Source organism: Homoserinibacter sp. GY 40078, from assembly GCF_008017545.1.
In the GTDB taxonomy this organism is placed as follows: Bacteria; Actinomycetota; Actinomycetes; order Actinomycetales; family Microbacteriaceae; genus Homoserinibacter.
The window spans coordinates 1,662,963-1,680,259 of sequence record NZ_VRTZ01000001.1; the positions used below are offsets into that span (position 1 = coordinate 1,662,963).

Annotated in this window: 22 protein-coding genes; 14 read left to right on the forward strand and 8 right to left on the reverse strand. The window is 69.4% G+C overall.

Annotated elements, in window-relative coordinates; all coding sequences use genetic code 11:
* The first annotated feature begins 3 nt into the window (after nt 1-3).
* From FVQ89_RS08005 to FVQ89_RS08015, 3 genes are read left to right on the forward strand one after another with little or no spacing between them, the layout of a single operon-like run.
* Nucleotides 4-399: a TadE/TadG family type IV pilus assembly protein gene (locus FVQ89_RS08005; RefSeq protein WP_147901294.1), complete on the forward strand. Its 396-nt coding sequence runs from the start codon at nt 4-6 to the stop codon at nt 397-399.
* Nucleotides 383-838 carry a hypothetical protein gene (locus tag FVQ89_RS08010; protein ID WP_147901295.1) on the forward strand — a complete coding sequence of 152 codons (456 nt, stop codon included), beginning with the start codon at nt 383-385 and terminating at the stop codon, nt 836-838. The genes FVQ89_RS08005 and FVQ89_RS08010 overlap by 17 nt, the downstream gene beginning before the upstream one ends.
* Complete coding sequence (locus tag FVQ89_RS08015; protein ID WP_147901296.1) at nt 835-1,278, forward strand: pilus assembly protein TadG-related protein; 444 nt, start codon at nt 835-837, stop codon at nt 1,276-1,278. The genes FVQ89_RS08010 and FVQ89_RS08015 overlap by 4 nt, the downstream gene beginning before the upstream one ends.
* A 1-nt stretch (nt 1,279) precedes the next feature.
* Here the strand turns inward: FVQ89_RS08015 and FVQ89_RS08020 are convergent, their stop codons facing one another.
* The 5 genes from FVQ89_RS08020 to FVQ89_RS08040 form a co-directional block, all read right to left on the reverse strand.
* Nucleotides 1,280-1,846 carry a hypothetical protein gene (locus FVQ89_RS08020; protein WP_147901297.1) on the reverse strand — a complete coding sequence of 189 codons (567 nt, stop codon included), beginning with the start codon at nt 1,844-1,846 and terminating at the stop codon, nt 1,280-1,282.
* Nucleotides 1,843-3,090 (reverse strand): hypothetical protein, encoded by a 1,248-nt coding sequence (locus FVQ89_RS08025; protein WP_147901298.1) that lies wholly within the window; start codon nt 3,088-3,090, stop codon nt 1,843-1,845. Before FVQ89_RS08025 ends, FVQ89_RS08020 begins: the two co-directional genes overlap by 4 nt.
* Before the next feature lie 47 nt (nt 3,091-3,137).
* Nucleotides 3,138-3,878 carry an ABC transporter ATP-binding protein gene (locus tag FVQ89_RS08030; RefSeq protein ID WP_147901299.1) on the reverse strand — a complete coding sequence of 247 codons (741 nt, stop codon included), beginning with the start codon at nt 3,876-3,878 and terminating at the stop codon, nt 3,138-3,140.
* Nucleotides 3,871-4,299: a hypothetical protein gene (locus tag FVQ89_RS08035; RefSeq protein WP_147901300.1), complete on the reverse strand. Its 429-nt coding sequence runs from the start codon at nt 4,297-4,299 to the stop codon at nt 3,871-3,873. Before FVQ89_RS08035 ends, FVQ89_RS08030 begins: the two co-directional genes overlap by 8 nt.
* Before the next feature lie 113 nt (nt 4,300-4,412).
* Entirely contained in the window at nt 4,413-5,036 is a 624-nt protein-coding gene (locus FVQ89_RS08040; protein ID WP_147901301.1) for a hypothetical protein, read from the reverse strand.
* 217 nt (nt 5,037-5,253) lie between these two features.
* On the opposite strand from FVQ89_RS08040, the gene leuA reads away from it, so the two are divergent.
* Complete coding sequence (gene leuA, locus FVQ89_RS08045; protein WP_147901302.1) at nt 5,254-7,014, forward strand: 2-isopropylmalate synthase; 1,761 nt, start codon at nt 5,254-5,256, stop codon at nt 7,012-7,014.
* Between the two features lie 107 nt (nt 7,015-7,121).
* On the opposite strand, the gene FVQ89_RS08050 is transcribed toward leuA, so the two are convergent.
* Nucleotides 7,122-7,808, reverse strand: coding sequence for a trimeric intracellular cation channel family protein (locus FVQ89_RS08050; protein ID WP_147901303.1), 687 nt, complete (start codon nt 7,806-7,808; stop codon nt 7,122-7,124).
* Nucleotides 7,809-7,881: 73 nt separating this feature from the next.
* On the opposite strand from FVQ89_RS08050, the gene recO reads away from it, so the two are divergent.
* From recO to FVQ89_RS08075, 5 genes are all read left to right on the forward strand, one after another.
* The gene (gene recO, locus FVQ89_RS08055) at nt 7,882-8,613 is read left to right on the forward strand and encodes a DNA repair protein RecO (protein WP_147901304.1); all 732 of its coding nucleotides are present in this window, start codon (nt 7,882-7,884) and stop codon (nt 8,611-8,613) included.
* Nucleotides 8,610-9,422, forward strand: a complete 813-nt coding sequence (locus tag FVQ89_RS08060) for an isoprenyl transferase (RefSeq protein WP_147901565.1) — start codon at nt 8,610-8,612, stop codon at nt 9,420-9,422. Before recO ends, FVQ89_RS08060 begins: the two co-directional genes overlap by 4 nt.
* Nucleotides 9,423-9,445: 23 nt before the next feature.
* On the forward strand, nt 9,446-10,231 hold the full coding sequence (locus FVQ89_RS08065) for a hypothetical protein (protein WP_147901305.1): 786 nt from the start codon (nt 9,446-9,448) through the stop codon (nt 10,229-10,231).
* A gap of 39 nt (nt 10,232-10,270) precedes the next feature.
* Nucleotides 10,271-11,488 (forward strand): PrsW family intramembrane metalloprotease, encoded by a 1,218-nt coding sequence (locus FVQ89_RS08070; RefSeq protein WP_147901306.1) that lies wholly within the window; start codon nt 10,271-10,273, stop codon nt 11,486-11,488.
* A gap of 179 nt (nt 11,489-11,667) precedes the next feature.
* Nucleotides 11,668-12,033 (forward strand): nuclear transport factor 2 family protein, encoded by a 366-nt coding sequence (locus FVQ89_RS08075; RefSeq protein ID WP_147901307.1) that lies wholly within the window; start codon nt 11,668-11,670, stop codon nt 12,031-12,033.
* Nucleotides 12,034-12,051: 18 nt separating this feature from the next.
* Here the strand turns inward: FVQ89_RS08075 and FVQ89_RS08080 are convergent, their stop codons facing one another.
* Nucleotides 12,052-13,242, reverse strand: coding sequence for a MarP family serine protease (locus FVQ89_RS08080; RefSeq protein WP_222706055.1), 1,191 nt, complete (start codon nt 13,240-13,242; stop codon nt 12,052-12,054).
* 115 nt (nt 13,243-13,357) lie between these two features.
* Between FVQ89_RS08080 and FVQ89_RS08085 the strand changes: the two genes are divergently transcribed.
* The 3 genes from FVQ89_RS08085 to FVQ89_RS08095 all read left to right on the forward strand — a co-directional run bounded on the left by FVQ89_RS08085 (nt 13,358) and on the right by FVQ89_RS08095 (nt 14,911).
* The gene (locus tag FVQ89_RS08085) at nt 13,358-13,855 is read left to right on the forward strand and encodes a hypothetical protein (RefSeq protein ID WP_147901309.1); all 498 of its coding nucleotides are present in this window, start codon (nt 13,358-13,360) and stop codon (nt 13,853-13,855) included.
* A 103-nt stretch (nt 13,856-13,958) separates the two neighbouring features.
* Nucleotides 13,959-14,228, forward strand: coding sequence for a 30S ribosomal protein S15 (gene rpsO / locus FVQ89_RS08090; protein WP_120761187.1), 270 nt, complete (start codon nt 13,959-13,961; stop codon nt 14,226-14,228).
* Between the two features lie 251 nt (nt 14,229-14,479).
* Complete coding sequence (locus FVQ89_RS08095) at nt 14,480-14,911, forward strand: hypothetical protein (protein WP_147901310.1); 432 nt, start codon at nt 14,480-14,482, stop codon at nt 14,909-14,911.
* A 12-nt stretch (nt 14,912-14,923) separates the two neighbouring features.
* Here the strand turns inward: FVQ89_RS08095 and trxA are convergent, their stop codons facing one another.
* The gene (gene trxA, locus FVQ89_RS08100; protein ID WP_147901311.1) at nt 14,924-15,301 is read right to left on the reverse strand and encodes a thioredoxin; all 378 of its coding nucleotides are present in this window, start codon (nt 15,299-15,301) and stop codon (nt 14,924-14,926) included.
* Between the two features lie 132 nt (nt 15,302-15,433).
* Here trxA and FVQ89_RS08105 point away from each other — a divergent pair, with 132 nt between their 5' ends.
* Both FVQ89_RS08105 and FVQ89_RS08110 read left to right on the forward strand, forming a co-directional pair.
* Nucleotides 15,434-16,654 (forward strand): LLM class flavin-dependent oxidoreductase, encoded by a 1,221-nt coding sequence (locus FVQ89_RS08105; protein ID WP_147901566.1) that lies wholly within the window; start codon nt 15,434-15,436, stop codon nt 16,652-16,654.
* Nucleotides 16,651-17,292 (forward strand): FMN reductase, encoded by a 642-nt coding sequence (locus tag FVQ89_RS08110; RefSeq protein ID WP_147901312.1) that lies wholly within the window; start codon nt 16,651-16,653, stop codon nt 17,290-17,292. The genes FVQ89_RS08105 and FVQ89_RS08110 overlap by 4 nt, the downstream gene beginning before the upstream one ends.
* The last annotated feature ends 5 nt before the right edge of the window (nt 17,293-17,297 follow it).

Here is a 17,297-nt window from a genome sequence, read left to right on the forward strand (position 1 = left end):
GCGATGGGGATCACCACTCGATGGCGGGACGATCGCGGCTCGGCCCCGGCAGAGTTCGTCTTCGTCGGGGCGCTGCTCACCGGGGTCGCGCTCGCCGTCCTGCAACTCACGCTCGCCCTCCACGTGCGCACAACGGTGCTCGATGCTGCGGCAGAGGGAGCGCGCTACGGCTCCCTTGCCGACAAGAGCCCGCACGACGCACGGGCACGGGCGGCCGAACTGATCACGGCAGCGATCGGAGAACAGTACGCAGCACACATCACCGTTGAAGAGGAGCGTTGGCGGGATCACTCCGCAGTGGTCGTGAGGGTTGAAGCTCCACTGCCGCTGCTCGGCCTTCTCGGGCCGGACCGCGTGATCGAAGTGGAGGGCCACGCGATACGTGAGCACCTCGACTGAACTGCGCGACACAGGTGACCTCGGGTCGGCGTCACTCGAATTCCTGACGGTCGGGCTGCTGCTGCTCGTGCCGACGGTCTACCTGGTCGTCACATTCTCCGCGGTTCAGACGGCCGCGCTGGGGCTCGAAGGGGCTGCGCGCCAGGCCGCACGCGTGTTCGTCCGGGAGCACGCTGTCTCGGACGCCGAAGCCGCGGCGGCCCGCGCGATCAAAGCGACCGCCTCCGACTACGACCTCGACGCCGCCACCATCCAGGTGACCGTACGCTGCGACCCGGACCCAGCGGACTGCCTCCAGCCGCACGGCGCGGTCACCATCGGGATGACCGCAACCGTCGCGCTGCCGTTTCTCCCGCCCGTTCTCGGCCTGGACTCGGCGGGCATCGCGGTGAGCGCCTCGGCCACCGAGCAGGTGCCACGGTTCGTCGGGCTGCCATGAACGCCCGACGTGTCCTCGCATCCGACATGGGGTCCACCCTGCCGCTCGTCGCCGGATTCGGGGCGCTCGTGCTCGCGGTCGCCCTCCTTGTCGCGGCGGCGACGTCGCTCTATCTCGAGAAGAAGAGCCTCCTCGCGCTCGCGGACGGCGCCAGCCTCTCCGCAGCCGAGTCCTTCGAACTGAGCGACGTCGAACTGACGCCCGACGGCCCGCGTCCGACGTTGCGCCCCGCGACCATCCGCGCGGCCGTCGACGATTACCTCGAACGTGCCCGCACCGAGCATTTCGACGAGCTCGCCGTGACTCACGCCGACACCGCCGACGGGCGGAGCGCAACCGTGACGCTCACCGCCTACTGGCGGCCACCGGTCGCGACTGTGTTCATCCCCGATGGCATCCGAATCGAGGCCACGTCCACGGCGCGGTCGGTGTTCGGATGACTCACTCCCGCCGCCACGGAATCGCCGTAATCACGAGCGCCGCTGCCACGAGAACCCAGGTGCCGAGCCAAGCCCCGCCATCCCAGGCATCCGCCAGAGCCCACGCCCACGGGCGCACTTGCAGGTGCTCATCCACCCCTGCGACCCAGGTGCATAACCCATACACGACCGGCGCCAGCCAGAAGAGTGCGGCGTTGATCGCGCGCACGGCCAGGATGCCGAGCGCCGTGAACAGCAGATGCCCGCGCGCCACGGCGACGGCGAACCCGCCATCCCCAGCTGCCAGCAGGGCGATCAGGGGCACGCCCAGGGCCACGATCGCGGCACTCAGCCGCACGGGCAGCAGCCGGCGAACCGCGGTCGCGGTCAGTCGGGGTGTCCGGTCGAGCAGCACCGCCGACACGACCGTGCCCGACACCATCGTCGCCAAGAGGCCCGCCGGCACCAGGAATCGATCGACGAACGGAAGCGGAACCGCCACCCGCGCGAGCGCAACCGCAGCGAGCATCACGAGCGCCGCCGCGCCGATCAGCGGGACCACCCGCATCACCCGAGCCGCGTGGATCATCCGAAATCGCTCGGACGAACGGTCCCCGCACACAGCGATTCCGTGTGCGCGTCGATCCATGCCGTCCGCTCGTCGTCGCCCAAGTGCAGGAACCACGACTGAGCTGCCTCGAACTGGGGATCCAGATCAGCGTCGTCGACCCCGGCAACCCACAGCGCCACGACCGCGGCGCCACCCCAGTACGCGCTTTCGTAGTCGACCACCTTCGTTGCCGCACACGGGGTGTTGGGGAACTCTCCCAGCATCAGATTCACTGCGGACTCGGCCACCGCCCGGTCCTGCCACCCCTCGCTCAGATCGTCGAACACGACCATGAGCGTCGAGTCCGTGGTCGCATGAGCACCCGGCCCGCGATAGCTCAGCTCCACACGATCGAAGCCCAGGCGCGTCCCGGCCAGCCGGGCGCGAACTGGCTCGAAGGCCTCCGCAAGAGGCGCAGACGCCACCTCGAACGCAGGGTGCACGCACACCTCCAACTCGCCGTACATCGAACACGAGAAAACCGGCTTCCGAGCAGGCAGATGGAAACCGGACGGCATCGTCGTCGCCGCGAACCCGCCAGCCGCCGCCACCGCTCCCGACACGGCGACCACCGCCAGAGAGCCCCATCCGACCCGCTTCGCCGCGACCGTCAGGGCAATCGCCGCCAAGACTCCCGCCGCCCCCAGCTGCACGACAAGCTGGGCGCCGACGAAAGCCGCATTCACGTCGACGAAGGGGAACGCCACCTGTTGCGTTGCCGGGCCCAAAGCCGCAACACGCGGATTCACCGCACCCCCACCCAATATGAACGCGAGGTCGATCACGTAGGCAGCGAGCGCCGCGACCGCAGGAACGAGGAAGAACGGTGCAGCGAACCCCGCCAGCAACCCCAACACCGAATGCGTGATCACACCGATGCCGCCAGCGGCGATCACCAGCAGATTCGGACCCCCGGCGGTCGCGTGGCCCGCCAGCGGTAGGGCGATGAGGCCAGCGCACGCGACATACGCCCCCACCGCGACGACGGTAACGATCATCAGCACGGGCGCAGGCCCGAGGGCACCCCGCGTGCTCAGCACCCATCGCCCGCCGAGCGCCGCCCTCCGCAGCCGCATGCCCTCCCAGGCCGCCAGCCCCGCGAGCAGCGGACCCAGCAAAACCGAGCTGGAGGCGACCGCCTCATCGATGTTCTCCCAGACGGCGAGCCCGGGCCACAGACGGGTCGTGCCGGCGACGACTCCGGCACCGACGGCGACAGGCACACCTAGCCACATACTCGGGCGCGCGAGCAACGCGAGAGTGGCGCGAATCATCGATCGACCGCCGCGCGATACGCCTCGTCGAGATCTCCCGGGGCCAGCCGTTCGAAAGAATCCAACGATCCGCTGAACGTCATCCGGCCGGCCGAGAAGACCGCCACCGAGTCCGCGGCACGCCGCACGTCGTCCGAGAGGTGCGTCGACATCACGATCGTCGCGCTTCCCGCCAGGGCGCGGATCACGCCGGTGAGCGACAGACGCTCGTGCGGGTCGAGTCCCGCGGTGGGCTCGTCGAGCAGCAGCACGCGCGGGCGGTGGGCGATCGCGGCGGCGATGGTGAGCCGCCGCAGCATGCCGCCCGAGAGGTGGCGGATGCGGGTGCGTCCATGCTCCGTCAGATTCACTCGGCTGAGGGCGCGAGCGGTCGCGTGATCCAGCGCCGAACGGTCGACACCCGCGAGCCACGCCGCATAACGCACATAGTCGGCACATCTCAGCTCAGCGGGCGGGCGGTCATCCTGGGCTTGGAACCCGATCGCCCCCCGGACCGCTCGGCGGTCCTTCCCAGTGGCGATCCTGTGGCCCGCGATGGCGATCTCGCCACCGGCGGGCCGCCTCAGGGTCGCGAGCACCGCGAGCAGCGAGCTCTTCCCCGCCCCATTGGGCCCGAGCAACGCCAAGACGCCGTGCTCGTGGGCGAAGCTCACCGACTCGAGCACGATGCGCCGCCCCCGCCGTACCTGCAGTTGCTCCACGCGGATGCCCTCTCGCGACCGCGTCAGATCATCCACCGGTGCCCTTGCAGGTCGCGATTCGCTTCGTGTCGGACGTCTTAGTGGAGATGCCGACGGTCGCCTTGGCGAAGTAGTCGGCGACGGTCGCGTTGTCGCATCGCTGCGTGTGACCGATCCACGTGTAGGACTTCGTGGTGATCTTCTTGTTGGTCCATCCGGTGGTCACACCTGCGTCGGGTACGAAGTCGTAGTTGTGGAACACCTCGGTCTTCAACGTCGCAGTGAACCACGAGCCGTCGTAGTTGGGGCGGCAGTCGCCGTACCCCGTCGCCCGGGCGCGCCCGTCGACCTTCGAGATCACCGCCTTCGTGACCTTGCAATCGATCGGGGCGGCCGAGGCGCTGACGGCCGGGGTCAGCACCAAGCCGAGGGCGACGGCGCTGAGGGCCACACCAGAGATGATGTTTCGTTTGCTCATGTCATGAGCATGCGGCTAAGAAGCGACACTTAACGGTCGAATGGCGCATTTTGCGTGCCATAAGGCTGGCACTGCAGTGCCTATCGTGCCCTTCTTAAGTGCGCGGCCGCCGACTACACGTCGCGCAGCGCCGAGCGCACCGCCACCCGATCCACTCCGTAGGTGTCATCCGCCCACGCCTGGATCGTGCCGTCGTCGTAGATCACCTGCACGAAGAGGTAGCCGTTCTCGATCCACGACGAGAGCACCGTCACCGGCGCATCGTCGAGGCCGTTCTGAATCGACGTGAGCTCGTCGCGGGGAGTGTCGCCCCCGTTGGCCGGATCGGTGAGCGGGTCGTCGATCGGCATCGGGTCGTAGAGGGCGAGCGGCACCGACGACTCCGCGTCGAACGTGGTGCCGTCCCAGGTGCCGGTCACCGCATAGGTGCCCCACGTCACCCCGCTCGCCGACTCCTGACCTGATGCCGCATCCCAGTCCCATCCGGTGATCGCCGGACCGCTGCACTGCGGCGGATACGACTCCGCCACCGCGCCGAGGCACAGCATCGGGTCCTCGCCGTCGACCTGCAGCACGGTGCCCTGGCCGATGACCGTGCCGGGAGCCGCGATCGCATCCGACGGGGCGGGCACATCGCCCTGCCCGTCGGCGCCGGGTGCGGAGGTGGTCGTGGCGCACCCGGAGAGGAGCAGAAGGGATGCCGCCAAGGCGGCCGTGACGGGAACACGAAGGCGCATGGCATCAGTATCCGGAGGCCGCTCGCGCCCGCGCCACCCAACGTTCTCGGATGTTCGCGCGTCGGCCGCGGTCGCCGCTGCCGGGTCGCGAGTGCTAATCTTCTCTGGTGCGTTTCGGCCTTCTCCTTCTTAGCCGCCGCGACGGGTCCTAGTTCACGAGGCCTTCCCCGTCGCGGAGTCCGCTGTCGGCCCCACACGACCAGGAAGAGCTGAGACCATGAAGAACACCCAGACCCCCTCCACGATGCCGATTCACCGATATCGGCCGTACCACGAGCAGTTCCGCGTCGAGCTGCCCGACCGCACCTGGCCCGACCGTCACATCGAGGCGGCTCCCATGTGGTGCGCCGTCGACCTGCGCGACGGCAACCAGGCCCTCATCGATCCGATGAGCCCCGAGCGCAAGCGGATCATGTTCGACCTGCTCGTGCGGATGGGCTACAAGCAGATCGAGGTGGGCTTCCCGTCCGCCAGCCAGACCGACTTCGACTTCGTGCGGATGCTCATCGAAGAGGGCCTCATCCCCGACGACGTCACCATCCAGGTGCTCACGCAGGCGCGCGACCACCTCATCGAGCGCACCTACGAATCGATCCGTGGCGCGAAGTCCGCCATCGTGCACCTCTACAACTCCACGAGCGTGCTGCAGCGCGAGGTCGTGTTCCGCACCGACAAGCAGGGCATCATCGACATCGCCCTGCACGGGGCGCGCAAGTGCCGCGAGCTCGAGGCCACGGTGCCCGGCACGACCGTCTACTACGAGTACTCGCCCGAGAGCTACACCGGCACCGAGCTGGAGTTCGCCGTCGAGGTCTGCAACCAGGTGATCGAGGTCTTCGAGCCGACGCCCGAGCGCAAGGTGATCATCAACCTGCCCTCCACGGTCGAGATGGCCACGCCGAACATCTACGCCGACTCGATCGAGTGGATGAGCCGCCACCTCGCGCACCGCGAGAACGTGATCCTGAGCCTGCACCCGCACAACGACCGCGGCACCGCGATCGCGGCGGCCGAGCTCGGCTACATGGCCGGCGCCGACCGCATCGAGGGATGCCTGTTCGGCAACGGTGAGCGCACCGGCAACGTCGACCTGGTGGCTCTCGGCATCAACCTGTTCAGCCAGGGGATCGACCCGCAGATCGACTTCAGCGACCTCGACCAGATCCGCGTGACGGCCGAGTACTGCAACCAGCTGAAGGTGCACGAGCGCAGCCCGTGGGCGGGCGACCTCGTCTACACCGCCTTCTCCGGCTCCCACCAGGACGCCATCAAGAAGGGCTTCGAGGCGATGGAGGCCGAGGCGGAGCGTCGCGGAGTGCCGGTGTCGGAGCTCGAGTGGGCCGTGCCGTACCTGCCGATCGACCCGAAGGACCTGGGCCGCGGATACGAGGCCGTCGTGCGCGTGAACTCGCAGTCCGGCAAGGGCGGCGTCGCGTACCTGCTGAAGACCGACCACGCGATCGACCTGCCGCGCAAGCTGCAGATCGAGTTCAGCCAGGTCGTGCAGACGAAGACGGATGCCGAAGGCGGCGAGGTCACGAGCGACCAGATCTGGGCGATCTTCCAGGACGAGTACCTGCCGGCGGCAGATGTGTCCGACAAGTGGGGGCGCTACGAGTTGATCTCCACCCGCACCGCGAGCGAGCTCGCCGGTGTGGTGCAGCTCGACATCCGCTGGCGGGTCGGCGACCAGGTCGGCGACGCGCACGGTGAGGGCAACGGCCCGATCGCGGCATTCCTGGGGATCATGGCGTCGCAGGGGCACGAGATCAAGCTCTATGACTACGTGGAGCACGCGCTCAGCGCCGGAGGCGACGCGCAGGCGGCCGCCTACGTGGAGCTCCAGGTGGGCGAGAAGCGCCTGTGGGGTGTCGGGATCGACGCGGACATCTCCACCGCCTCGCTGAAGGCGGTCGTGTCGGCTGTCAACCGCGCGGTGCGTCTCGAGTCCGGCGATCGCGAGCTCGCCGCAGTCTGACCGAGCGGCTGCGCCGCCCGGCTGCCCTCTGCCCCTTTTGAGGGGTCGCAAACTGCGCGAAACACGCCGTGTCTCCAGCAGTCTGCGACCCCTCGGGGGAGGCCGCGTCAGCGGCCGGGGCCCGGGCGCCGCGGGCGGCGCACGATGCGGATCGCGCCCGTGGGGAGGTGCCGCTGCTCCGGCAGCGTCCAGTGGAACGCGACCGCGAGCACGCGCACCCCGAACGTCACCACGACGCACACGATCCCCGCAATGAGCACATCGACGCCGAGCGCGTCGAGCACCACGAGCGTCGACGTCCCGACGATCGCGGCGACCGCATAGAGCGACCCGACCTGCATGATCGCGATCGGCAGATTCAGCAGCAGGTCGCGCAGGATCGACCCGCCCACCGCGGCCACCGAGCCCACGAACACCGCCGGCACCACCGGCAGTCCGAGCGCGAGCGCCTTGGTCGTGCCGATCGCCCCGAACATCCCGATCGTCACCGCGTCGAGGATGTTGATCGTGACGCCCAGGCGGTGCACGAGCCGCTGCAGCAGCATCCCGAGCAGCGCCGCAGCCACCGCGACCGGCAGATACCAGTTGCTGCGCAGCGCGAGAGGCACCTGCCCGAGCAGGATGTCGCGGATGAGGCCGCCGCCGAATCCGGTCGCGATGCCGATGATCGCGACCCCCAGCAGGTCGAGCCGCCGGTCACGGAACTGGGCCGCGAACGCGGCCCCCTGAACGCTGCCGATCCCGACGGCGAGGAGGTCGATCCACAGGGGGATGGTGAAGAGGCCTGCGGTCACGACCCATTCGTAGCACGCCACGCCACATGTCGCCCGTCCGGCCCGGAGTCGGTGGCGCGGGGGATAATCGAGCGTGCCGACTTACCGTGATGAAGCCGTCGTGCTGCGCACCCACAAGCTGGGCGAAGCCGACCGCATCGTCACGATGCTGAGCCGCCAGCACGGCAAGGTGCGGGCGGTCGCGAAGGGCGTGCGGCGCACGGGCTCGCGGTTCGGCGCACGGCTCGAGCCGTTCATGGTCGTGGACATGCAGTGCTACGTGGGCCGCAGCCTCGACATCGTGCAGCAGGCGGAGACGCTCGGGTCGTACGGCGCCGACATCGCGGGCGACTACGCGCGTTACACGGCCGCGACCGCGATGGTCGAGACCGCCGACCGCCTCACCGACCACGAGGCGGGCCTGCAACACTATCTGCTGCTCGTCGGCGCGCTGCGCTCGCTCTCGCGCAACGAGCACCCCGCGGGCCTCACGCTCGACTCCTATCTGCTGCGCGCGCTGTCGATCGCCGGATGGGCGCCGAGCTTCGTCGACTGCGCCGTCACCGGTGCGCCGGGCCCGCACAGCGCCTTCGTGGTGCAGCTCGGGGGAGTGGTGTCGGATGCCGCAGCCCCGCCCGGATCGCCCCGCCTCGACGCCGACACCCTCGGGCTCCTCGCGGCGCTTCTCGCGGGCGACTGGGCCACCGCGGATGCCGCCGACGAACGCACCCGCGCGCAGGCATCCGGAGTCACCGCCGCCTACACGCAATTCCACCTGGAGCGGGGTCTCCGCTCGCTCGAGCACGTCGATCGGACGAGCGCCTGATGCCGGTGCCGAAGACTCACCGCGATGCCGTCGACTTCGTCCCTCTCGACTGGACCGGCAAGCATCCGCCGAAGCTCCCCGCCGCCGCGGTTCCCGAGCACGTCGCGATCGTCATGGACGGCAACGGCCGCTGGGCGAACCGTCAGGGGCTCACCCGAGTCGAGGGGCACAAGGCGGGGGAGGCCGCGCTGCTCGACGTCGTGGCCGGGGCGATCCAGATCGGCGTGAAGCACCTCTCGGTGTACGCGTTCTCGACCGAGAACTGGAAGCGCAGCCCCGACGAGGTGCGCTTCCTGATGGGGTTCAACCGCGACGTGCTGCACCGCCGCCGCGACCAGCTGAACGAGTGGGGGGTGCGGGTGCGCTGGGCGGGCCGCACGCCTCGGCTGTGGCGCTCCGTCATCGACGAGCTGCGGTTCGCCGAGAAGCTCACCGCCCGCAACAGCACCCTCACCCTCACGATGTGCGTCAACTACGGGGGCCGTACCGAGATCGCGGATGCGGTGCGCGGCATCGCCGCGGAGGTCGCCGCAGGCCGCCTCTCGCCCGACCGCATCAGCGAGAAGACCCTGCAGCGGCACCTCTATGTGCCGGAGCTCCCGGATGTCGACCTCTTCGTCCGCAGCTCCGGCGAGCAGCGCACGAGCAACTTCCTCCTCTGGCAGAGCGCGTACGCCGAAATGGTGTTCCTCGATCGGCTCTGGCCCGACTTCAACCGCGAGGATCTGTGGGGCGCGATCGAGCTGTACGGTCGGCGCACCCGACGCTTCGGTGGGGCGGTCGACGCGCCGACCGGGTCCGGGCGCTGACGGAGAGAAGTAAGGTCGCATCCGTGGATCTCATCCCGCTGCTCGTCGTCGCGCTGCTTCTGCAGGTGTCGATTCTGGCTCTCCAGATCGGCGACGCGGTGACCGGGTTCATCGACGCCCGCCGCATCCGCGACACCGACGACCCGGAGGTCATCACCCGCACCGGCGTGCGCGAGCTCACCTGGACCACCGCGGTCACGGCGATCACGGCGGTGCTCGTCGCGTTCGCAGTGGATGCCGCCGCGCGCCTGCTGTTCGACGCGTCGCAGCCGGTCGTGGCGTTCCTGATCCTCGTCGCGACGGCCGTGGTCGCGTTCGGCGTCGGTACGGCGGCGGTGCTCGCGGTCGTGCGTCGTGATCGGCCCACCTACGCGCGACTACGGCGCGACCTGCGCGACCGCCAGGTGATGCAACTCGAGGCGGAGGAGCTCGCCGAATTCGACGCGCGCCTCGCGGATGCCGACCGCCACGTGGCGCGGCGCTCGGCTGCCGGGCCCACTCTGCGCCTCGTGGCGCTGCTCGCCGTGCTCGGCATCGGGGTCGCGGCGGCGGTCGTCGGCTTCGCGGAATCGCTGCCGTATCTGGCGATCCCCGCGATCGTCGCGGCCGGGCTCTCGATCATCGCCTTCGTGGTCGCCGTGCGCGCGGCAGTGGAGCGCAACGCGGCCGCGGACGCCGTCCGTCAGGAGCAGCGCGCGGAGGTCGTCGCGCTGCTGGAGCGCGCCCGCATCCCGCAGCGCCGCAACGTCCCGGGACTGCGCGATCGGGTGGCGCGGGCGCTCGCCATCCTGCGCGAACAGCAGAAGTAGCGCCTGCTGGGCGTCCGTGGGCGCCACTAGGGTGACCCCATGTCGTTCGATGCCCGATCGCCCGAGAACGCCGATCCGCGCCCGCCGGGCTCCGCACCGACCGAGGTGCGCGCCCAGGCCGCGCCGCCGCAGCCGGTGCTCGCCGAGCCTCCGCGCCGCGGCGGATCGCTCATCGGGTGGGCGATCGCCGGATTCGGAGTCGTGGGTGTCGCCGTCGTCGCGGTCGTCGGGTACCTGCTGCTGGCTCTCGGTCCGGGGCTGCTGATCTCAGGGGCGATCCTCGCTCTCGCTCCGCTCGTGATCGTGCTGCTCGGGGTGCGGTGGATCGACCGGTGGGAGCCGGAGCCGCGCGCGCTGTTGGCCTTCGGGTTCCTCTGGGGCGCGGGCGTCTCGATCGCGGTGACGCTGCTGATCGACGTGGGCATCCAGCTCGCCGCATACGCGTCGGGCACCGATCCGGACGCCTCAGATCTGCTCGGCGGCATCGTTCAGGCACCGGTGGTGGAGGAGACGGCGAAGGGGCTCGGCGTGCTGCTGATCTTCCTGGTCGCCCGGCGCTTCTTCGACGGCCCGGTCGACGGGATCGTCTATGCCGCAGTGGTCGCCGCCGGGTTCGCGTTCACCGAGAACATCCTCTACTTCGCCGACAGCATCTCGTACTCCGGGTTCGTGAGCGCCGACGTCGGCCTCACCTTCTTCGTGCGCGGGATCCTGTCGCCCTTCGCGCACGCGATGTTCACCTCGATGACGGGGCTCTTCATCGGGCTGTGGGGGAGGCGCGGCGCGGCGGGCGGCTTCGCCGGCTTCCTCCTGGGGCTCGTGCCGGCGATGCTGCTCCACGCGGTGTGGAATGCTCTCGCTCTGCTCGGTATCGGCGGCTGGTTCGTGGTGTACCTGGTGGTGCAGGTGCCGCTCTTCTCCGCCGCGATCGTGCTCATCTTGCGGCTGCGGGCGCAGGAGGTGCGGCTCACCGCCGAGCGCCTTGCCGAGTACGCGGCCGTGGGCTGGCTGAGCCCGCAGGAGGTCCAGGCGCTGGCGACTCCCGCCGGTCGGCGGCACGTGCTCGAGTGGGCGCGTGCCAACCGGGTCGCCCCGCAGATGCACGCGTACATCCGCGCGGCCACGGCGCTCGCGTTCACCCGTCAGCGGATCGTGAGCGGTCGTGATGACATCGGCACCCGACACGACGAGCGACGGGATCTCGATCGACTGCTCGCCGCGCGCCAGGCGCTGAACGCGGCCGTGCCCGTTCGGTGAGCTCCGGCTGCGGTGGCATCCGGCCGGGGCGATCTGGCCGTTAACGAACTCATCGCCCAGTGGCGGGTCGATGACTCCGGCTCTGCTGGGCGATGAGTGGATCTATATCCAGGGTGCACCCGTCCCGGAGCTCCGTCAATACCTCACGGCGTGTCGGGGGCGAGGAGTAGACAGGCGGCATGACCCAGAGAGATGAAGTCGCCCGGTGGATGGCCGGGTACCGAACCGCGTGGGAATCGAACGAGCCCGACGAGATCCGTGCACTGTTCACGCCGGATGCCGAGTATCGCTACGAGCCGTTCGGTGAGCCGGTCGTAGGGGTCGAGGCGATCGTCGCGAGCTGGCTGGAGAGCGCCGACAAGCCAGGCGAGACGGAATTCTCGTGGGAACTGGCGGGCATCGACGGTGACACCGCCTTCATCGACGGGCGCACCGACTACCCGGAGGACCGCCGCTACGCGAACCTGTGGGTGATCGTGTTCGCCCCCGACGGTCGGGCGCGCTCGTTCACAGAGTGGTACATGCGGATCCCGGCGACCGAGTGATCCGGGCGCTGTGACTCCTCAGCCGACGACGCAGTGCCCGGGGCGCACCGCGCTCGTGAACGACGACGCCTTGTCGTAGACGCTCTCGAGCTGGGCAGAGCTCGTGGCGTACCCGATCGTCGCGTGGTCGGCGTTGCGGGCGAACACGAGTCCCGCGACCTCGCCGTCCTCGGTGAGGAATGGCCCTCCCGAGTTGCCGGGTTGCACGTCGGCCGCGAGCGTCAGCACCTCGCGCTCTGAGGAGCTCTCTCCGTAGATGTCGGCGACGTTCTCCTCCGATATGGCACGCACTTCCGCCGCTCCCGAGGTGAACGGGCCACCGTGCGGGTAGCCATCGACGACGCCCGGCTGGCCGATCGACGCGTCCGCGATCCGCAGCGGGTCCTCGGTCATACCCGGGACGGCGATGATCGCCACGTCGAGGTCGGAGTCGAAGTACACGACCCGTCCGTCGAGCACGTGGCCGTCGGGCAGCTCGATGACGGGGGAGGGCACGCCCGCGACCACGTGGGCGTTGGTCACGAGGCGTTCGGGCGCGACGACGAACCCTGATCCGGACTGGTTCTGGCCGCACTGGTACGCGGTCCCGCTGATGCGCGCGACGGACAGCGCGGCCGCTTCGAGCGGATCCGTCGCGGTGTCGACGGATGGCGGAGCCTGGTTGTCGGTGATGCCGCCGAGTGCCTCGTCGATCGTGGGGATGCCCTCTTCGAGGATCGCCGAGCGCACCCGCGCGATCGACTCGTCGACGAAGCCCGGTGTGAGCTGCTCGATGACGCCGACGACGACCGAGCGCTGCACCGCCTGGGAGAGCACCGGAACACCCAGCTGCGCGACGCTGCCGGCGACGAGCGAGACGACGAGCGCCGCCATGACGATGTTCGCGACGGCGCCCAGCAGCCGCTCCGCAGTGGAGAGGTCGCGGTCGTGGCGCGGGTCGTCGCGGCGGTGGCGGAGCGCGCGCTCGACGGCGGCGCCGATGAGGTGTCCCGCCCCGATGAACAGGATCGCGAGGGTGATCGAGGCGGCGAGACGCCATTCAGGTCCGGGGATCGCGGTGGCCACGAGCGGGATCGCGAAGAACGCCGCGACACCTCCGGCGGCGATTCCGAGGATCACGCTGACGCTGCGCAGGATCCCGTTCCGCCAGCCTTCGCCGAGGTACACCAGCAGCACGAGGACGAGGAGTACGTCGAGGAGTCGGGCCACCAGCACTGCATAAGTCTCCCAGCGCAGGCTGTGAGCTGGCGGCAGGGGCACGGCATAGTCCCGAAGACCACAGAACCGGTTGCCCCATGGGGGACCCCGCCGCACAATGGGGGACATGACCACTCTCTCCCCCGGAGTGCTCACGCCCGCTGCCCTCCCGACACCGCGCACCCGACGAGTCGCCTGCGCACGCTGCGGAAGCGCTGCCGTTCCCGATGAGCCCTTCTGTGCCCACTGCGGCACCCGTGTCGCGATCACCGCGTCCGGGCGCCGCCCCGCCGACGTCGCTGCGACCCGCAGCCTGCAGTTCGCCGCCCTCGTGGTGGCCGCGAACGCGGTCGTGGGCACGCTGACCTTCGCAGCCGTGTACCTCGTATCGGATGCGGCCCGCCTCGCCGACGGCGCTCTTGCGCTCGAAGGGATCAAGCTTCTCGTGGTGGGTGTGCTCGCGACCGCGTCGATCCGCTACGGGGTCCGGGGCATCCGAGAGACCGCCGACGGCGCGCTCCGTCGTCGCGGCTGGGCCGTGGCAGGAATCGTCATCTCGTCGTTCTTCGCTGTGCTGGTTCTCGCGTCGTTCTCGCTCGTCCTGCTGCTCGCTGTTGCGCTCTGATCCTCTGCTAGGATCGGGAGGTTGCCGTCCAACGGCCGCGGATCAAGAGCGCCCCTGCAGAAGGCAGGCGGCACCGCGCAGCGAGAGAAAGGGGATCCCCTCTATGGCACTGGATGCAGAGACCAAGAAGGCGATCATCGATGAGTACGCCACCGCCCCCGGAGACACCGGATCCCCCGAGGTGCAGGTCGCGATCCTGACCAAGCGGATCAAGGACCTGACCGAGCACCTCAAGGAGCACAAGCACGACCACCACTCGCGTCGTGGTCTGCTCCTCCTCGTGGGTCAGCGTCGCCGGCTGCTGGGCTACCTCCAGGACATCGACATCGAGCGCTACCGCTCGCTGATCGAGCGCCTGGGTCTGCGCCGCTGAGCGCAGCGTCGATCGATACCGCGATCTTCTTCGACGGGCCGTCACCTTCGGGTGGCGGCCCGTTCGCGTTCCCGGGCGCCGCTGAGCCTCGAACACGCGTGCGCACCCGGATGAGGGGCCCTCGCTCTGGGGATGGCCGGGTCGAGTCCGTCGGCGCACACTCTCAGCGTGGAAGAGGAATGCCGGCACGGTCTCGTCGCGGAGGTCTGCGCGGTGTGCTGCCGTCTGTCGTCGCGGGATAGCATCCCGGAGTGGCATTCTTCCGCAGCCGACGAGGCGTCGATCCCGAGCTTCCGCGCGACGATCGGGGCTTCGGCAGCTTCGACGACTACATCTACGACCTCGCGCCTCGCAACAAGCGCGTGACGCTCGTCCTCGCGAACTCGAATCCGCACCAGGACGCCCTTCGCGAGATCTTCGAGTCCGAGCAGGAGGGCGTCGAGACCGCGATCTCACCCCGCTCGCTCGAGGCGGAGCGGGTGGATGCGCCGATCGAGGTGCGCCTGTTCACCGGACGTCGCGTGAGCGGGGTCGTGGGGAGCGTGCCGCGCGGGCTCGAGTCGGTGATCGATGAGACGCTGCGGCGTCTCGACGGGTCCGGCAAGAAGGCGCGCATCCCCGCTCGCGTGGAGAAGCGGCGCGAGGGCTACCGCGTGGTGCTGCTCATGGGGTCGCTCAAGTAGCGACCGGTCCGGCTACTGCTCGGCGAGCTCCGACTGGGCGGCGGCGATCTTCTCGCGCACCTCGTCCATGTCGAGCGCGCGGATCTGCGCGATGAGGTCTTCGAGCACGTGACCGGGCAACGCTCCTGGCTGAGCGAACACGCCGATGCCGTCGCGGAAGGCCATGAGGGTCGGGATCGATCGGATGTTGAGGGCTGCGGAGAGCCCCTGCTCGGCATCCGTGTCGACCTTCGCGAACGTGATGTCGGGGTGCTTTTCGCTCGAGCCCTCGAAGACGGGGCCGAAGGCGCGGCACGGCCCGCACCACTCGGCCCAGAAGTCGACGAGCACGATGTCGCCCTCGAGGACGGTGCTCTCGAAGCTCTTCTCGGTGAGGTTGACGGTCGCCATGAATATGAGGCTAGGGCAGCCGCGCGACCCGCGCTGGCTCACGGGAATACTCTCGGGTCCCGTTCGGTTTCATCGGGTATCAATGCAAACGCATAGAACCTACGGAGAATCGGAATCATCATGAGCAGCCCGATGCAGTTCGGCATCTTCAGCGTCAGCGACATCACGCGCGACCCCACGACCGGCCGAACGCCGAGTGAGGCGGAGCGCATCAAGGACATCGTGACGATCGCGAAGCACGTGGAGGAGGTCGGCCTCGATGTCTTCGCCCTCGGCGAGCACCACAACCCGCCGTTCTTCTCCTCGTCGCCCACGACCACACTCGCGTACATCGGCGCCCAGACGGAGCGCCTGATCCTCTCGACCGCGACGACCCTCATCACCACGAACGACCCGGTGAAGATCGCCGAGGACTACGCGATGCTGCAGCACCTGACCGGTGGCCGCGTCGACCTCGTCATGGGTCGTGGAAACACCGGCCCGGTGTATCCGTGGTTCGGCAAGGACATCCGCCAGGGGCTCCCGATCGCGATCGAGAGCTACGCGCTCCTGCAGCGTCTTTGGAACGAGGACGTCGTCGACTGGGAGGGCAGCTTCCGCACCCCGCTTCAGGGCTTCACCTCGACTCCTCGTCCCCTCGACGGCGTCGCGCCGTTCGTGTGGCACGGGTCCATTCGGACGCCCGAGATCGCCGAGCAGGCCGCGTACTACGGCGACGGCTTCTTCGCGAACAACATCTTCTGGCCGAAGGAGCACTACCAGCGCCTGATCGCCCTGTACCGTCAGCGCTTCGCGCACTACGGGCACGGCACCCCTGAGCAGGCGATCGTCGGGCTCGGCGGGCAGGCGTTCATCGCGAAGAACTCGCAGGATGCGGTCGACCGCTTCCGTCCGTACTTCGACAACGCGCCGGTCTACGGCCACGGCCCTTCGCTCGAGGAGTTCAGCGAGCTGACGCCGCTCACCGTCGGATCCCCGCAGCAGGTGATCGACCGCTACGCCGCGATGCGCGACCACTACGGCGACTACCAGCGTCAGCTGTTCCTCGTCGACCACGCCGGGCTCCCGCTGAAGACGGTGCTCGAGCAGATCGAGCTGCTCGGCTCGGAGGTCGTGCCCGTGCTCCGCAAGGAGCTCGCCGAGAACCGTCCGGCCGAGGTGCCCGACGCCCCGACCCACGCCGACCGCGTTCACGCCAAGTACGGCGACGGTGAGCCCCGCCAGGCCCGCCCCACCGCGGCGGCCGGCAACAACCTCACCGTCGGTGGTCCCTACGAGGATTCGCCGGCGCTGGCCCCCGCACCCGGCTCCGCCTTCGGCGTTGCCGCGACTCGGAAGGAGGCGGTCCGATGACCCGCCGCATCGCCGTCGTCACCGCTGGACTGTCGAACCCGTCCTCGACCCGCATGCTCGCCGACCGGCTCGCCGCGTCGACGATCGCGCAGCTGCGCGAGCAGGGCATCGAGGCGACGGTCGACATCATCGAGCTGCGCGACCTCGCGCACGACATCACCAACAACCTGCTGGCCGGGTTCGCGCCCCCCGCGCTGGAGGCGGCGATCCGCCAGGTGGTGACCGCCGACGGGCTGATCGTCGTCACGCCGATCTTCTCGACGAGCTACTCGGGTCTGTTCAAGTCGTTCTTCGACGTCATCGACCCCGACGCGCTCACGGGCATGCCGGTGCTCATCGGGGCGAACGCGGGCACCGCCCGCCACTCGCTCGCGATCGACTACGCGATCCGTCCGCTGTTCGCGTACCTCCACGCGGAGCCTGTGGCCACCGGCGTGTTCGCGGCGTCGAGCGACTGGGGCGCTCACGCCGATGACGTGAAGCCCCTCGCCTCGCGCATCGAGCGCGGAGCGCGCGAACTGGCCGAGTCGATCGCCCGGCGCGACGTGCGGGTCGAGATCGATCCGTTCGACCCCGACGCCTTCCTCGGTGAGGGCCGTTCGTTCGGTCACCTGCTCGGCGGCCTCGCCGGCGAGTGACCCGC

Excerpts from the sequence above, each read along its gene's own strand:
- FVQ89_RS08005 (WP_147901294.1), top strand. The coding sequence starts at position 4 with ATGGGGATCACCACTCGATGGCGGGACGATCGCGGCTCGGCCCCGGCA.
- FVQ89_RS08015 (WP_147901296.1), top strand. The coding sequence starts at position 835 with ATGAACGCCCGACGTGTCCTCGCATCCGACATGGGGTCCACCCTGCCG.
- FVQ89_RS08020 (WP_147901297.1), bottom strand. The coding sequence starts at position 1,846 with ATGATCCACGCGGCTCGGGTGATGCGGGTGGTCCCGCTGATCGGCGCG.
- FVQ89_RS08035 (WP_147901300.1), bottom strand. The coding sequence starts at position 4,299 with ATGAGCAAACGAAACATCATCTCTGGTGTGGCCCTCAGCGCCGTCGCC.
- FVQ89_RS08040 (WP_147901301.1), bottom strand. The coding sequence starts at position 5,036 with ATGCGCCTTCGTGTTCCCGTCACGGCCGCCTTGGCGGCATCCCTTCTG.
- leuA (WP_147901302.1), top strand. The coding sequence starts at position 5,254 with ATGAAGAACACCCAGACCCCCTCCACGATGCCGATTCACCGATATCGG.
- FVQ89_RS08070 (WP_147901306.1), top strand. The coding sequence starts at position 10,271 with ATGTCGTTCGATGCCCGATCGCCCGAGAACGCCGATCCGCGCCCGCCG.
- FVQ89_RS08075 (WP_147901307.1), top strand. The coding sequence starts at position 11,668 with ATGACCCAGAGAGATGAAGTCGCCCGGTGGATGGCCGGGTACCGAACC.
- FVQ89_RS08085 (WP_147901309.1), top strand. The coding sequence starts at position 13,358 with ATGACCACTCTCTCCCCCGGAGTGCTCACGCCCGCTGCCCTCCCGACA.
- rpsO (WP_120761187.1), top strand. The coding sequence starts at position 13,959 with ATGGCACTGGATGCAGAGACCAAGAAGGCGATCATCGATGAGTACGCC.
- trxA (WP_147901311.1), bottom strand. The coding sequence starts at position 15,301 with ATGGCGACCGTCAACCTCACCGAGAAGAGCTTCGAGAGCACCGTCCTC.
- FVQ89_RS08105 (WP_147901566.1), top strand. The coding sequence starts at position 15,434 with ATGCAGTTCGGCATCTTCAGCGTCAGCGACATCACGCGCGACCCCACG.
- FVQ89_RS08110 (WP_147901312.1), top strand. The coding sequence starts at position 16,651 with ATGACCCGCCGCATCGCCGTCGTCACCGCTGGACTGTCGAACCCGTCC.